Source organism: Anaeromyxobacter sp. Red801 (genome assembly GCF_049201065.2).
Lineage (GTDB): Bacteria > Myxococcota > Myxococcia > Myxococcales > Anaeromyxobacteraceae > Anaeromyxobacter.
This window is the reverse complement of sequence record NZ_CM181236.1, coordinates 2,931,951-2,946,892: the sequence shown is the minus strand read 5'-3', so window position 1 is coordinate 2,946,892 and position 14,942 is coordinate 2,931,951. Positions and strand designations below refer to the sequence as shown.

The following is a 14,942-nucleotide window of genomic DNA, read 5'->3' as shown; positions in this document are numbered from 1 at the left end:
GCGATGATCGCCGAGGCGGAGCTCAGGAAGGGGGCGTCCGACGCCCAGAACCTCGTCTCGCTGTTCGAGGCGCAGGCGCGCCGGCGCGGCGACGCGACGGCGGTGAAGTTCAAGTCCGGGGGCGCCTGGCGCGACGTGAGCTGGGCCGAGATGGCCCGCCGCGCGCGCGACGTGTCCGACGGGCTCGCGTCGCTCGGGCTCCGCGCCGGCGATCGCGTCGCCATCATCGGCGACACGAACCTCGAGTGGATCCTGGCGGACCTGGGGATCCTCGGCGCCGGCGGGATCACCGTCACCATCTACCAGTCCAACACGCCCCTCGAGTGCCAGTACATCCTGGCCGACTCCGGCGCGCGGTTCGTGTTCTGCGACTCCGCGGCGCAGGTGGCGAAGATCCGCGAGGTCCGCGGCAAGCTCCCGGCGCTGGAGGGCCTCGTGCGCGCGCAGGGTCCGGCGGCCGACGCGTTCGAGCGGACGCTCGCCGACGTGGAGCGCGCCGGCGTGGCCTGGCGCGCCTCGAACCCCGACGCGCACGCGGCGCGGCTCGCCCGCATCGGGCGCGACGACCCGGCCAGCTTCATCTACACCTCCGGCACCACCGGCAACCCGAAGGGCGTCGTGCTCACCCACGGCAACTGGGTCTACGAGGCGCTGGCGGTGGAGGGCCTGAAGGTCGTCCGCCCCGACGACCTCATCCTGATGTTCCTGCCCATGGCGCACTCGTTCGCCAAGGTGATCGAGGCGGTGTGGTTCAGCACCGGCGCGACCGGCGCGTTCGTCGAGTCGCTCGAGAAGATCGTGGACAACGCCGGCGAGGTCCGGCCCACGGTGATGCCGTCGGTGCCGCGCATCTTCGAGAAGGCCTACAACACCGTGATCACGAAGGGGCTCGCCACGCCGGGCCTGAAGGGCAAGCTGTTCAAGCTCGCGCTGGAGGAGTTCGAGAAGTACGCCGCCGCGAAGGACCAGGGGAAGGACTACTCCTCGCTCGGGCTCACCATCGGCCGCAAGCTGGTGTTCCCGAAGCTCTCCGCCACCCTGTCCGAGCGCTTCGGCGGGCGGATGCGCCTGTTCGTCTCCGGCGGCGCGCCGCTCTCGCCGAAGATCGCCCACTTCTTCGACCAGCTCGGCTTCGTGATCCTGGAGGGCTACGGCCTCACCGAGACCTCCGCCGGCACGTTCGTGAACCGCCCCGGCGCGAACCGGATCGGCACGGTGGGCCCGCCGGTCCCCGGCACCGAGGTCCGCATCGCCGAGGACGGCGAGATCATGGTGCGCGGGCCGTGCGTGATGAAGGAGTACTACAACAACCCCGCCGCCACCGCCGAGGTGCTCAAGGACGGCTGGCTCGCCACCGGCGACATCGGGTTCGTGGACGAGGCGGGCTGCCTCAAGATCACCGACCGCAAGAAGGACATCATCGTCACGGCGGGCGGGAAGAACGTGGCGCCGCAGAACCTCGAGAACGAGCTGAAGACCGACCCGCTCGTCTCGCAGGTGATGGTGCACGGCGACAAGCGCAAGTTCCTCTCGGCGCTCATCACGCTCAACGAGGAGAACGCGCGCAAGTGGGCGAGCGAGCACGGCCTGCCGGCGGGCGAGGGGCTGCACCGCGATCCCCGCCTGCGCGCGCGCATCCAGGAGTCGATCGACGCCCTCAACGCCCGGCAGGCGAGCTACGCCACCATCAAGAAGTTCGAGATCCTGCCGCGCGACTTCACCCAGGCGACCGGCGAGCTGACGCCCACCCTGAAGGTGAAGCGCAAGGTCGTCACGCAGCAGTACCAGGCCCTGCTCGACTCCTTCTACGCCGAGTAGCCGTCGCCCCCACGAGGCGGTCGCGCCCCGGGGCGGCGAGTGCTTAACTGACCCCGGGGTGCCAGGTCGCGCGGCCGCCCGGCGGGGGGATCATGGAGCAGAGCGGGGTACGGGTCCTCCTCGTCGAGGACGACGACGACAACCGGGAGCTCATGGCCGAGGTGCTCACCGCCTCCGGGTGCCAGGTCATGTCCGCCGCGAGCGGCCAGGAGGGGCTGAAGACCCTCTCCGAGCACTCCATCGACGTGGTGGTCACCGACGTCGGGATGCCCGGCATGGGCGGGCTGGAGATGGCCCGCGCGGCGAAGGCCATCGCGCCCACCGTCCCGGTGGTCGTCGTCACCGGCTGGGCCGAGCGCGACGACATCGCGCGGGCGCGCGGCCGCGACGTGGACGCGGTGCTCATCAAGCCGGTGGACCCGGACGCGCTCACCGCGGCCGTGAACGACGCCGTGCAGACGCACGGGCGCGCGTAGCGGCGGCCGCCCGGGCCGGCTTGACACCCCCGGACCCGCCCAATACGTTGCCGGTTCCCGAGGCTTGATTCCGGAATCAGCGGCCGCCGAGCGGCCCCGAGGGGACCGACATGGCAGTGTCCACGGTGAAGGAAGTCTTCGAGCACCACATCCCGGCCAAGCTCCTGGCGAAGCCGGACGTCGTCACGCGGATCGCGGCCGTCTACCAGTTCAACATCTCGGGTCCCGGCGGCGGCACCTGGGGCGTGGACTGCACCGCGCCGGGCGGGAAGGTGAGCGAGGGCGCGCCCGCGAGCCCGAAGTGCACGGTGGCCGCGACCGAGCAGGACTTCCTGAACATCGTGAACGGCAAGCTCAACCCGCAGATGGCCTTCATGTCCGGGAAGCTCAAGATCCAGGGCGACATGGGCCTCGCCATGAAGCTGCAGCAGATCCTGGTCTGACCCGGGGCGACGGGCGTGGCGCTCCCGCTCGCCGGCGTCCGCATCCTCGACCTCACCCGGCTCCTGCCCGGGCCGTACGCGACGCTGGTGCTCGCGGACCTCGGCGCGGACGTGGTGAAGGTGGAGGACCCGCAGGGCGGCGACTGGCTGCGCTGGATGCCGCCGCTCGCGGGCGAGCAGTCCGGCGCCTTCCACGCGCTGAACCGCAACAAGCGCTCCCTCGCGCTCGACCTCCGCAGGCCGGAGGGCGCCGAGGCGTTCCTGCGGCTCGCGGCGCGCGCCGACGCCGTCGTCGAGTCCTTCCGGCCCGGCGTGCTCGACCGGCTCGGCGTCGGGTACGAGGCGCTCCGCGCCCGCGCCCCCGGCCTCGTGCTGTGTTCGATCTCCGGCTACGGTCAGGACGGCCCGTACGCCGCGCGCGCCGGCCACGACCTCGACTACTGCGCCGTCTCCGGCGTGCTCGCCGCGAACGGCGCGCCCGACGCGCCGCGGCCGCTCGGCGTGCAGGTCGCGGACGTGGCGGGCGGCGCCTGGCCCGCGGTGGCCGGGATCCTGGCGGCGCTCCTGCGGCGCGCCTCCACCGGCGAGGGCGCGCACGTGGACGTGTCGATGACCGAGGGCGCGCTGGCGCTGCTCGCCATGCCGCTCGGGATGGCGTGGGCCCGCGGCGCGCCGCTCGAGCGCGGCCGCGAGCTCCTCGACGGCGGCGCCGCCTGCTACGGCGTGTACCGTACCCGCGACGGCCGCTTCGTCGCGCTGGCGGCGCTCGAGCCCCCGTTCTTCGCCGCGTTCTGCGACGCCGTGGGCCGGCCCGACCTGGCGCCGCGGCAGTGGGACGACGGCGGCGCGGCGATCCGCGCCGAGCTGGAGGCGGTCTTCGCCGCGCGCACCCGCGACGAGTGGGCCGCGTTCGCCGCGGCGCACGACGCGTGCGTCGCGCCGGTGCTGGAGGGCGACGAGCCGCGCGCCGACCCGCAGCTCGCCGCGCGCGGCGCGTTCGTCGCGGTGGACACGCCGTGGGAGGGCAGGGCGCTCCCGGCGGTGGCGTCCCCGGTGCGGCTGCGCGGGGAGGCCGCGCCGCTCCGGCCCGCGCCCCGGCTGGGCGAGCACGGCGAGGCGGTGCTGGCCGAGGCCGGGTTCTCGCCCGCGGAGATCGCGGCCTTGCGCGCGGCGGGCGCGCTCGGAGCGTGAGCCGGCCCCGGCGCGCCGCGCGCGGGGCGCTGGCACTTTCGGTTGACAGGCCGGGGACGGCCGACCAAGTTCGGGGCCGGATGCGCGCGCTCCTCGCCGCCGGTCTGGCGCTGTTCCTGGTCTTCGCGGCCGGGGGGCACCACGTGCACGCGCCCGGGCCGCACGGCGCCGACCACTGCGCCGTGTGCGCGGTGCGGAGCGCCGACGTCGCGCACGACGAGACCCCGGACGTCGCGCCGCGCCCCGTCCTCGAGGACGTGGTCGAGCCTGCGCGCGGTCTCGCACCCGTGCTGGGCGCCCCGCTCGGCGCCGTCCCCGGGCAGTCACCTCCGCGGATCGCGTAGCCCGCTCCGGCTCCGCAATGGGGCGCGCGGCTCCTCGCGCGCCCGCGATCCATTCCGCGTAACATGGCGCGCCGGGCGCGCGCCGAGGTGCTCCATGCGTTCACTCATCGTGGCGAGCGTGCTCGCCGTGTCCGCCGTTCCCACCGCCGGGTCTGCGCAGTCGTCCGGCGCGGTCCCCCAGCCGTCCACTTCCCCCGCGCAGCAGGATCCGAAGCAGCTCGAGGCCGAGATCGCGAAGGAGCTGGGCGCCTCCCCCTCGGCCTCGGCCGCGCCGCAGCAGGCTGCCCCGCCGGCCGGCGCCGCCGCGCCCGCCACCGGCGGCAGCCCGTACGCGCGGCTGCTGCTCCTGCCCGACGTGAGCGCCATCGGCTCGGCGTCGCTCGCCTACGACGGCTACGACGTCGAGAAGCGCTCGCCCCGCGGCGGCCCGTACAGCCCCGCCGAGAAGCCGGCGTTCGCGTTCGAGGAGCTCGAGCTCGGCCTGCAGGCGGTGGTCGATCCGTACGTCCGCGCCGACGTGTTCCTCTCGTTCACCGAGGCCGGGGCCGGGGTCGAGGAGGCCTACGTCACCACCCTCGCGCTCCCGGCCGGGCTCCAGGTGCGGGCCGGCCGCATCTACAGCCCGTTCGGCCGGCTCAACCTGCAGCACCCGCACGCCTGGGAGTTCGTGGACGCGCCGCTCGCGCGCGAGCGGCTGCTCGGCGAGGAGTCGCTGGGCGGGCCGGGCGTGGAGGTCGCCTGGCTCGCGCCGGTGCCGTGGTTCTCGGAGCTGCGGCTCGCCGGGCAGAACACGACGCTCGTCGAGGACGCGCCGTCCGAGCTGACCGGGGTGGCGCGGCTGCTCAACTACGTGCCGCTCGGCGAGACGGCCACGCTCGGCGTGGGCCTGTCCGCGGCGCGGCGCGGGGAGGGCACCGCCGGCGCGTTCCGCGATCTCGGGGGCGCCGACGCGTACCTGCGCATCCGCCCGACGTCCGGGCGCGCCTACCTCGCGGTGCAGGGCGAGGTGTACGCGCGAAGGTTCCGCGGCGCCGCCGCCGACGCGAACGGCGGGGGCACCGACACCGGGTGGTGGACGCAGGCGTTCTGGCGCCAGAGCACGTGGTGGGGCTACGGCGTCCGCTACGAGCGCGCGCCGTCCGCCGGCGAGGCGCCGGCCGGCACCGAGCAGCGCGCGAGCGGGCTCGTGACCTGGTTCCCGTCGGAGTTCCAGCGGCTCCGGCTGCAGGTCGGCTGGGACCGGCTGCCCGGCGGTGGCGGCGGGCTCGAGGCGCTGCTCCACGTCGAGTTCGGCATCGGGGCGCACGGCGCCCACCCGTTCTAGGAGGAGATCGCCATGACCTCTCGCACGCTCGCCTTCCTCCTGGCCCTCGTCCCGTCCCTCGCGCTCGCCGGCCCCCGGGTCGTGACGACCACCGAGGGCCTGGCCGCGCTCACCCGCGAGGTCTCCGCCGGCCGCGCCTCGGTGGAGAGCCTCTCGCGCGGCTCGCAGGACCCGCACTACGTGGACGCGAACCCGATGCTCGCGGTGAAGCTCCGGAACGCCGACCTGCTCGTGGACGTCGGCCTCGACCTCGAGATCGGGTGGCTGCCGCCGCTCGTGAACCAGTCGCGCAACGCCGCCATCCAGCCCGGCGGCGCGCACCGGCTCACCGCCGCCTCTGCCGTGCAGGTCCTCGACGTCCCCACCGGCCCCGTCGATCGCAGCCGCGGCGACCTCCACCCCGCCGGCAACCCGCACTTCCTCACCGACCCGCGCCGCGCGCTCCAGGTCGCGACCGCCATCGCCGCGAAGCTCGGCGAGCTCGACCCCGGCGGCGCCGCCGCGTACCAGGGCGCGCTCGGCGCGTTCCGGACGAAGCTCCAGGCCGACGTGACGCGCTGGCAGGCCGCGCTCGCGCCGGCGAAGGGGCGGAAGATCTTCTCGCAGCACCGCACGCTCACGTACTTCCTCGACTGGAGCGGGATCGTCTCGGCCGGCGAGATCGAGCCGCGCCCCGGCGTGCCCGCGCCGCCCGCCTACCTCGCCGAGCTGGTGCAGCGCGCGCAGCGCGAGGGCGTGAAGGCCATCGTGGTGGAGAACTACTACGACACGAAGTCCGCCGAGGTGGTGGCGCGCCACGCCGGCGCGAAGGTGGTGCGCGTGCCCGGCGACGTGGGCGGGGAGCCCGGGGTGAAGACCTACGAGCAGTGGATCCAGGAGCTCGTCGAGCGGGTGGCGGGGGCGCTCCGTTGAGCCCCGGCCCGCTCGTCACGCTCGAGGGGGCGACGGTCGGCTACGGCCGCCGCCCCATCCTCGAGCGCGTGGATCTCTCCGTCGAGGCCGGCGACTTCCTGGCCGTGGTCGGGCCGAACGGCGGCGGCAAGACCACGCTGGTGCGCTCGGTGCTCGGGGCGCTCCCGCTGCTCGCCGGGCGGCGCACGCTGCGGCCCGGCGTGCGCGTCGGCTACGTGCCCCAGCGCGACCACGTCGATCCCGTGTGGCCGTTCACCGCCGGCGAGGTGGTGATGATGGGCCGCGTCCCCGCGCTCGGCCCCGGGCGCCGCCCCGGCCCCGCCGACCACGAGGCGGTGCGGGCCGCCCTCGGGCTCGTCGGCATCGAGGCGCTCGCCGGGAGCGCCTACGGCGAGCTGTCCGGCGGCCAGCGCCAGCGGACGCTCATCGCGCGGGCGCTCGCCGCCGAGCCCACGCTGCTCGTGGTGGACGAGCCCACCAACGGGATGGACCCCTCCGCCGAGCTCGCCACCATGGACCTGCTCCGCGACCTGCACGAGGGCGTGCGCATCGCGATCGTGATGGTGTCGCACCGGCTCGAGGCGGTGGCGAACTACGCCCGCTCGCTCGCGTTCGTGGACAAGGACCAGGCGCTGTTCCGGGTCGGGGCCGTGGACGAGATGCTGCGCCCCGAGGCGCTCGGGGCGCTGTACGGGCGGCCCGTGGCCGTGCGCGAGCTCGACGGGCGGCGCCTCGTGTACCCCGTGAACGGGCAGGTGCGGCGGTGAGCGCGTTCGAGACGTTCCTGTCCGCGCGCGAGATCTGGGAGGTGCCCCTCGCCGCGTCGATCGTGGCCGGCGCGCTCCTCGGCGCGCTCGGCGTGTACGTGGTGCTCCGGCGGACCGTGTTCGTGTCCGCCGCGCTCACGCAGGTGTCCACGCTCGGCCTCGTGCTCACGCTGCTCGTCGAGGAGCAGGTGCACATCGAGACCGAGCACGCCACCGAGCAGCTCGCCGTCGCGATCCTGTTCTCGGTCGCCGGGGCGCTCGTCCTCGGCGCGCTCCGGCCGCGGCGGCTGCCCGCCGAGGCCACCGTCGGCGCCGCGTGGGTCACCGCGTCGGCGCTGGTCGTGCTCGGCGTCAGCCAGCTCGTGCACGCCGCGCACGACCTCGGCGGCATGGTGTTCGGCAACGCCGTGGCCGTGCCCGCCGGGGACCTGGCCGTGATCGTGCTGGTGGCGGGGGCGTGCACCGCCGTGCACCTCCTGTTCGCGAAGGAACTCGCGTTCGCGTCGTTCGACCCCGAGACCGCGCAGGCGCTCGGGCTGAAGGTGAAGCTCTGGGACGCCGTGCTGTTCCTGACCATCGGGCTCGCGATCCCCGTGACCGCGCGGGCGCTCGGCGCGCTGCCCGTGTTCGCGTTCCTGACGCTGCCCGCCGCCGCCGCGCTGCTGCTGAAGGTGGGGTTCCGCCCCGCGTTCGCCGTCGCCGCCGGCCTCGGCATCCTGGCGGCCGGCGGCGGGTACGTGCTGTCGTGGATCTGGGAGATCCCCACCGGCGCGACCATGGTGGCGCTCGCCGCGCTGTTCCTCGTGCCCGGCGCGCTGCTGCGCCGCGGGGGAGGGTGAGCCCGCCGCCGAGGCCGCCCGGCGCGAGTTTCGGCGCGGTGCGAAAAGGTCTTGACCGAAACCGGCCCGGACTGTAGAAACCCGCCTCGCTTCGACACTTTCCCACCTGACGCGGGGTGGAGCAGCCAGGTAGCTCGTCGGGCTCATAACCCGAAGGTCGCAGGTTCAAATCCTGCCCCCGCAACCAGTTCGACGCCGGCCAGCCCAGAGCTGAGCCGGCGTCTTCTTTTGGGGCGACCGATGCTCGACCTCGTCGCGCGCACCTCCGGCACCTGGATCAACGTCGCCGCGATCGCGGCTGGCACGGTGGTGGGCGCCGGCGTGGGGGCCCGTCTGCCGGACCGGCTCGGGCGGACGCTGATGCAGGTGCTCGGGCTCGTGACCCTGCTCGTCGGGCTCGGGATGGCGCGCGGGCTGGACGGCGTCCGCGCCGGTCCGCTCCCTGGGATCATCCTTGCCCTGGTGAGCCTCGCGCTCGGCGCGGTCGTCGGCGAGCTGCTCGGGATCGAGGAGCGGCTCACCGCCATCGGCGAGGCGGCGCGCCGCAAGGTGGGCGGCGGAGGCCGCTTCACCGAGGGCTTCGTCACCGCGTCGCTGCTCTTCTGCATCGGCCCGATGGCGATCGTCGGCTCGATCCAGAACGGCCTGACGCTGGACGCGCAGACGCTGGTGCTGAAGTCGTCGCTCGACGGGATCGCCGCGGTCGCGCTCGCCGGCGTCTACGGGGCCGGCGTCGGGCTCTCCGCGCTGCCGATCCTCTTCCTCCAGGGCGGCATCAGCGTCGCCGCGGCCGCGTTCGCGCGGGTGCTGCCGGATCCGGCGACGGATCCGCGCGTGCTCGCGGTCGGGGGCGCCGGCGGGCTGCTCGTCGCTGGGATCGGCCTGAACCTGCTGCTCGCCGGGGTGGGGATGGAGGACCGCCGCGTCCGCGTCGGCTCGATGCTGCCGGCGCTGGTGATCGCGCCGGTGGTGGTGGCGGTGCTGGCGGGGTGGTGAGAGAGGGCACGCGCGCTCTGGAACTCGTTGGCTGGGGGTTGCCCGAGGGCACTCCCTACCGCTCTGCAAACGCCCCTGCCTTCCGCGCAGGTGCCGTCGGCGACGACGGGTGCGCATTCGCTGTCCCCATGGCAATCGACGTCCCCGAACCACGTGACAGGTCCCCATCCGGTCCGCGTGCCATACTGAGCGTGAGGTAGAAATTGTCTCATCCATCCGGCCGGCAATGCTAGACGCGCAGGCTTCGTGGCGCTTCTCGCAGCGGTCAAGGCGACGTGGCACGCGCACGGATACTGGTGTGGCGGACGCTCTATAAGGCGTCCCAGGCTAGGTCGGTGGCGTGGTTGCGCCGTCGCTCGTCGCGGCGGCGGTCGTCGGAGCCAGCGCTACGCTGCTGGCTCGCCGCGTCGACGCGCCCGGCTGGATTCGCGCCATCCTACTCGTGACCGAATCGTTCCCGACTCCCTACTTGCTCGTCGCGCTGGCGCTCACGCTCATCTGGCCCCGAGGGGACCCGCATAGACTCTTCGGAGAAGTCGAGTGCCCTGAATGACAGAGCCCTGTCTGCGAATTCGTGTGGACCTGCCGGCCGGCATGGACAAGGACGAAGTCAAGAAGTGGTGCGTGTCCTTGGGTTACGCGCTCCGCACCGGCCTCAAGCACCTCTACATGCTCGACGGCCCCGAGATCGAGTTCGAGTACGAGCCGGCGTGGGAGGAGCGGGATGCCACCAGCACGCGCAAGGTCGGGGTGCTCACGTTCGTGGACGCCGCGGTGGGCGGCAGCGGCTTCCTCGATCGCGCCGCGGCGGAGCTGCACCCCGTCGCGCAGAAGGCGATCGATCACCTCGACCACGAGAACTGCGAGACGGCCTGCTACCGGTGGCTCAAGTCGTACCCGAACCAGCGTTACCACGCGTTCCTGAACTGGCCGCGGATCATCGGCGACCTGCACGAATCGGCGGCGCCCGAGCCGCGCCCAGCCGAGAAGGCCGACGACGGGGCGCCGGGACCGTGGCTCGAGGCCTACGCCGCCGGCGTTGGTTCGCCGCTCGAGCTCAGGTTCCTGCGGCTGTTCGAGGCCAAGGAAATCGCGGTCGAGAAGCAGGTCGGCGTGCCGCCAGAGGCGCCGCTCTCGACGGCGGACTTCGCGCAGGTCGATCGGAAGGTCGCGATCTACGTGAACGGGGCGGCGTTCCACGTGGGCGACCGGTTGCGCCGCGACCGCGCGATTCGTTCTCGTCTGAGGGAGCTTGGGTGGCGCGTCGTAGAGTACGGAGTCCGAGACCTGACCGCCAGCGGACCTGTGCTGGACGTGCTGAGGAGCTAGATGAGCGAATCAACCGTCAGCGCCGCCCAAGGCAGCGCTCTCAAGTACTTGGCGTGTTTCGGGCTCGAAGCCCAGAGCCCACCAGAGAAGGCGATCTCGTTCCTGCTTCAGGCGGTTCTCGCGCAAGGCCGGACGTCCGGAATGACCCCGGACGCCGCGGCGCAAGCACTGCGGGCTGCCACGGGTTTGACCTTTGACGCCCTGGAACTTCGTCGGTGCGCTGAATCCGACACCAGTCTGGGGATCCGGTTGATGGACGCAGCGCCCCAAGTGCTGGTGATTGGCCCCGCGGAGCGCGAAGAGTGCCTGGCGCGCCTCGCCTCAGCGGGCTCGCACGACGATACGGTGCTACTCGAGTGGTCAGCATCGGTGCAGGCGGATGCGCCAGGCGGGGGTACCATTACTCCCGAGACCCTTAGCGCGGACCTCAAGGCGTTCTGCAGCGACGTCGCGCTCAGCCATGGGATGGAGACCGTCGCGCTTGTCTACGGTGACAGCGCAGCGGCTGCCAATTTCATCCGTGGGATCGACGAAGCCATCTGGACGCGAATCCCAGAGCGACTCCCAAGGTACCAACGCTTCTGCCGTGAGCGCTTCCCGGCTTTCTTCTTGGAGGCAGTTGGGTCGAGGTCTGTCTTCATTGCTCGGATGATGGATCGGACTTTCGAACTCTGCCGTCTGTCGGTGGCGCCGGAAGCCGGTCGCCTTCTCAAGCAGACGCTCGGCGGGCTCACGGCGTATCTGGATACCAATGTCGTCTTTAGGCTCCTTGGGCTGCATGGGCCGGTGCCTCACCTTGACGTCCGGCGCGTCATCGATCTCGGCAAGAAGGTCGGAGCAGTAGCGCGGGTTACTCCGCGAACCCTCAGGGAGTTCGATTCGGCTGCACAAAGGGCGATTCGGGACGGAAGAAAATTCGTGTCCCCAGCAGCACTTCTTTCAATCAGCGCCGATCTCGACGATCGCCAGTTTTTCGCGGAGTACCACCGGTTGCTCGCTCGTACGCCGCTGATGACGCAGGACTTGGAGGCATCGGTGCGCGGAGTCGAGCGCACGCTTGAGGCGCTGGGAGTGAAGGTCTGGACCGAGAAGACGGAACCGCTCAACCGAGATCAATCGCTGTACGCAGACCATACCCGCGAACTGTACGACTACTATGTGGAGCGCGACGAGAAGAGGCCGCACGAGCAGCGTAAGGGAGTGTCCTGGGACACTGCGGAGCACGACGGCTACCACCTAGCGTTGATCGATTCTATGCGCCCGGTCCGAGCCCGCACGTTTGGGGAGGCCAAGTTCTGGTTCCTCACCTTCCATGCAGGGCTTGCCAGGAAGGCCAGGGAATTCGCGCGTAGGGAAACGCTGCCGCAAACGATTCTGTTCGATCAGTGGCACCAGTTGCTCAGGTCGGTGCTTCCACGCTCGGATTCGTTCGACTCGACGTTCGCGCGCAACTTCTATTCGCCGCTGTTTCAAGGACATCGGGGTAGCTATGTCGCCGCCATGGAGCAGATAGCGTCGCGGCTGGCGAACCTGAAACACCTGTCGTCCGAACACTACGCTGGAATCCTCGCTGACGCGGGCTTCACGGCGCGCGTTGCCGGCATGAACGTAGCCCCAGGGGCAGCAGGCGCCTCGGAGCGCATCGACAGCGCGATCTCGGATCGGCTCCAGCAGGAACTTCGTACTGAGCGGGAGGCGCGAATCCAGGCCACGAAGGTCGCGTCCGAAGAGGCCGGAAGGGCCGCTGAGGCAAATGCTCGCGCGAAGAAGGATGCCGAGAACCTTGCGTCCGCAGCAAGCGAGGTGCAGTCGTTGAGCGCTGAGCTTGGACGAACAAGAACGGAGGTGGACGAACTCCGCAACGCCGTCGAACGGATGCGCGCGGAGCGCGAGGCGCGAAGCGAACGCGCTCGCAGGATCCTCAGGTTCGTTGCTGGCGCCGCAGTGGCGCTCACGCCTCTGGCCGCGTGGCGCTGGACGGTCGACGGCTGGAGCGTGCGGGGTACTCCTATCAACGCCGTCGCGGCAACGTTGGTGTTCGTTACGGTTGGCCTGTGCATCATGTGGCCACGCCGGACCGCGACGATCGCTGCCATCGGCGGGGTAGTCGTTGCTGGGCTACAGGTCGGGCAGTGGACGAAGGCCACTTCTGCAAGCGGGACGCCCCCGGCCTTTCAAGCGAGCGAGAGTGGCGGAACGTCGAAGTAGCCTTACGTACGCGTACGCGACCTTGCGCGATTCGCGATTCGCGAATAACGTAGGGTGTGCTCGCGAAGAGTTCTCAACTCAAGCCGCAGGATGTGCTCGTTCTCCTGAGGCTCGCGATCCGGGATGAGGCTGATTGGTCGTACCCGAGGATCGCTGCCGAAATCGGGATGAGCGTGTCTGAGGTCCACGCAGCGGTTCGGCGAGGGGTCTTGGCGAAGCTCGCGATCGCCCACGAACCGAAGGGCTTTCGAGTCCAGAGCCAAAACCTGCTGGAGTTTCTGGTCCACGGGGTGAAGTACGCCTTCCCGGCCGTGCGCGGCCCGAGCACGCGGGGGCACCCCACAGCCCACGCCGCTCCGGCCCTACGGACCAAGATCGTGAACGGCGACGGGCTGCCCCCGGTGTGGCCCGATCCCGAGGGGCCGGTTCGCGGCGAATCGTTCTCGCCCCTGTACGCCTCGCCGTCTGTGCTCCGCGCCATCGTCGCCAATCCGGCCATGTACGAAGCTACCGCCCTGGTGGACGCGATCCGGGGCGGCTCGGCCCGCGAGCGGGCGATGGCGATCCAGCTTCTCGAGCGGCTGCTGACGAGGCGCAAGCGATGACCCGCAACGTCGAGATGCTGGTGCGCGCCGCCAAGGCGCTCGGCGACCTGGCGGAGGAGGTCGTCTTCGTCGGCGGCGCGGTCGTCGACCTCTTCATCATCGATCCCGCCGCGCCGCGCCCACGATTCACGGAGGACGTGGATGTCGTGGTGGAGGTCACGACCTACGCGGCCTGGGCGGAGCTCGGCACCCGGCTCCGCGCGCTCGGGTTCCGCGAGGATCGGCGCGAGGGGGCACCGCTATGCCGCTGGCTGGTCGGAGACCTCGTCATCGACGTCATGCCGGCGCTCGCGCGTGTGCTCGGGTTCACGAACCGCTGGTACCGGCAGGCGAAGAAGGAGTGCGAGGAGCGGGAACTCCCCGGCGGCGTGCGCATCCGCGCCGTGACGGCGCCGCTGTTCATCGCGACCAAGGTCGAGGCGTTCAGCTCCCGGGGGCGGGGCGATTTCGTGGCGAGCCACGACCTCGAGGACATCGTCGCGGTGGCCGACGGGCGCCCGACGCTCGCGGACGAGGTTCAGCGCGCTCCCGCGCAGCTCCGCCGCTTCCTGGCGAGCACGATGAGACGGTGGCTCGATGATCCGCAGTTCCTCGCCGCCGTCCCGGGGCACCTTCCGGGTGATTCGGCGAGCCAGGCCCGTGCTCCCTTCGTCGTCGAGAGGCTGCGGGCCATCGCGGCCGCAGCACCGGCTCGAAAGCCGGCCGACGGGGGACGACGCCGCGGGCCGCGGCGGCGGAAGTGACCGTCGGGTCTAGCGGCCCATGGAACCGTGACCAAATCGCGCCCATCCCGGCGTGCGATCGCGTCGATCCATGTCGACTCCCGTCGCCTCGCCGGATGCATCCGAACCGCTGAGCCACAGACGAACCCGCAACAACGACGCCCGTCTGCCCGCGCCCTCGTTCGAGGGCTCATACCCCGAAGGTCGCAGGTTCAAATCCTGCCCCCGCAACCACCGTTATCGACCCGGCCGCCCTCCAGGGTGTCCGGGTCGATGCTTAGGAGCCATCGGCGACGTAGCGCCGGGCTCCGGCCTCGGTCGCCGGCTTCAGGACGATGGACGTCACGACCGCCGCCAGGGCCTCCCTGGCGCGCTCCGGCGCCGTCTGTAGAGCGACAGGATAACTGCCCCCCTTGCGACACAACTTCTGACCCCCTCCCGCAGAAGCCGGCGCGCGACACCTTGAGCAACCTGCAGAGCTTCGTGATCCGGTGGAGGGCCTTCTCCGCGTCGATGAACGCGAACCTCACTTCATGTGCTTCGCGTAGAAGGCCGCCGCCATTTTTGGATCTCCCGGTTTCTCCTTGCGCAGCCGGGCCAATCCTCCTTCTTCGGCCGTCGTGAGCGCGCCCCGGGGTCCTTTGCCGCGGTCGACTTAGGCCTGTTTCACCCAGCGTCGTACCGCCATCTCCGTCAGATCGAGATTCCGAGCCACCTGGCCAGCGGTCTTGCCACTCGAGAGGGCCTTCTTGACCACCTCGGCCTTGTACTCGTCGAGAACCTACGCCGTTGCCGCCCGTCTGGTGTCCACGAAACCCGATCAACTCCAAGCCGAGCCGTCGACCTGACAGCGGTCGGCGGCGAACACGAACACTGACGAGGAGGTGGGCGACGCCGCGAAGTAGCGGACTGGGACGACTACGTCAAGACGCGGTTGCCCGGGTGGTTACGTCCCGCTCGACCGCGAA

The 14,942-nt window shown here is 71.5% G+C and carries 15 protein-coding genes and 1 tRNA gene; 15 read left to right on the top strand and 1 reads right to left on the bottom strand.

Features of this window, described 5'->3' with window-relative positions; translation table 11 throughout:
- The first annotated feature begins 3 nt into the window (after positions 1 to 3).
- The 15 genes from ACOQFB_RS13580 to ACOQFB_RS13510 all read left to right on the top strand — a co-directional run bounded on the left by ACOQFB_RS13580 (position 4) and on the right by ACOQFB_RS13510 (position 13,995).
- Entirely contained in the window at positions 4 to 1,818 is a 1,815-nt protein-coding gene (locus ACOQFB_RS13580) for an AMP-dependent synthetase/ligase (RefSeq protein WP_421610076.1), read from the top strand.
- A gap of 92 nt (positions 1,819 to 1,910) precedes the next feature.
- The gene (locus ACOQFB_RS13575) at positions 1,911 to 2,294 is read left to right on the top strand and encodes a response regulator (protein WP_059435687.1); all 384 of its coding nucleotides are present in this window, start codon (positions 1,911 to 1,913) and stop codon (positions 2,292 to 2,294) included.
- Between the two features lie 110 nt (positions 2,295 to 2,404).
- A complete protein-coding gene (locus ACOQFB_RS13570; RefSeq protein ID WP_421610075.1) occupies positions 2,405 to 2,737 on the top strand; it encodes an SCP2 sterol-binding domain-containing protein in 333 nt (110 codons plus the stop codon).
- A 15-nt stretch (positions 2,738 to 2,752) separates the two neighbouring features.
- Positions 2,753 to 3,928 (top strand): CaiB/BaiF CoA transferase family protein, encoded by a 1,176-nt coding sequence (locus ACOQFB_RS13565; protein ID WP_421610074.1) that lies wholly within the window; start codon positions 2,753 to 2,755, stop codon positions 3,926 to 3,928.
- Between the two features lie 80 nt (positions 3,929 to 4,008).
- A complete protein-coding gene (locus tag ACOQFB_RS13560; protein ID WP_421610073.1) occupies positions 4,009 to 4,272 on the top strand; it encodes a hypothetical protein in 264 nt (87 codons plus the stop codon).
- A gap of 94 nt (positions 4,273 to 4,366) precedes the next feature.
- Entirely contained in the window at positions 4,367 to 5,596 is a 1,230-nt protein-coding gene (locus ACOQFB_RS13555) for a hypothetical protein (protein ID WP_421610072.1), read from the top strand.
- A gap of 12 nt (positions 5,597 to 5,608) precedes the next feature.
- Positions 5,609 to 6,508, top strand: a complete 900-nt coding sequence (locus tag ACOQFB_RS13550) for a metal ABC transporter substrate-binding protein (RefSeq protein WP_421610071.1) — start codon at positions 5,609 to 5,611, stop codon at positions 6,506 to 6,508.
- Positions 6,505 to 7,275, top strand: a complete 771-nt coding sequence (locus ACOQFB_RS13545) for a metal ABC transporter ATP-binding protein (RefSeq protein WP_421610070.1) — start codon at positions 6,505 to 6,507, stop codon at positions 7,273 to 7,275. Before ACOQFB_RS13550 ends, ACOQFB_RS13545 begins: the two co-directional genes overlap by 4 nt.
- Complete coding sequence (locus tag ACOQFB_RS13540; protein WP_421610069.1) at positions 7,272 to 8,114, top strand: metal ABC transporter permease; 843 nt, start codon at positions 7,272 to 7,274, stop codon at positions 8,112 to 8,114. The genes ACOQFB_RS13545 and ACOQFB_RS13540 overlap by 4 nt, the downstream gene beginning before the upstream one ends.
- Positions 8,115 to 8,224: 110 nt before the next feature.
- Positions 8,225 to 8,301, top strand: a tRNA-Met gene (locus tag ACOQFB_RS13535).
- A gap of 53 nt (positions 8,302 to 8,354) precedes the next feature.
- Positions 8,355 to 9,110 (top strand): DUF554 domain-containing protein, encoded by a 756-nt coding sequence (locus ACOQFB_RS13530; RefSeq protein ID WP_421610068.1) that lies wholly within the window; start codon positions 8,355 to 8,357, stop codon positions 9,108 to 9,110.
- Positions 9,111 to 9,704: 594 nt separating this feature from the next.
- Positions 9,705 to 10,439 carry an MrfA Zn-binding domain-containing protein gene (locus ACOQFB_RS13525; protein ID WP_421610067.1) on the top strand — a complete coding sequence of 245 codons (735 nt, stop codon included), beginning with the start codon at positions 9,705 to 9,707 and terminating at the stop codon, positions 10,437 to 10,439.
- Positions 10,440 to 12,647 carry a hypothetical protein gene (locus tag ACOQFB_RS13520; RefSeq protein WP_421610066.1) on the top strand — a complete coding sequence of 736 codons (2,208 nt, stop codon included), beginning with the start codon at positions 10,440 to 10,442 and terminating at the stop codon, positions 12,645 to 12,647.
- A gap of 209 nt (positions 12,648 to 12,856) precedes the next feature.
- Positions 12,857 to 13,252: a hypothetical protein gene (locus ACOQFB_RS13515; RefSeq protein ID WP_421610065.1), complete on the top strand. Its 396-nt coding sequence runs from the start codon at positions 12,857 to 12,859 to the stop codon at positions 13,250 to 13,252.
- Positions 13,249 to 13,995: a hypothetical protein gene (locus ACOQFB_RS13510; RefSeq protein WP_421610064.1), complete on the top strand. Its 747-nt coding sequence runs from the start codon at positions 13,249 to 13,251 to the stop codon at positions 13,993 to 13,995. Before ACOQFB_RS13515 ends, ACOQFB_RS13510 begins: the two co-directional genes overlap by 4 nt.
- 634 nt (positions 13,996 to 14,629) lie before the next feature.
- On the opposite strand, the gene ACOQFB_RS13505 is transcribed toward ACOQFB_RS13510, so the two are convergent.
- On the bottom strand, positions 14,630 to 14,731 hold the full coding sequence (locus ACOQFB_RS13505) for a hypothetical protein (RefSeq protein WP_494492248.1): 102 nt from the start codon (positions 14,729 to 14,731) through the stop codon (positions 14,630 to 14,632).
- Positions 14,732 to 14,942: the final 211 nt, after the last annotated feature.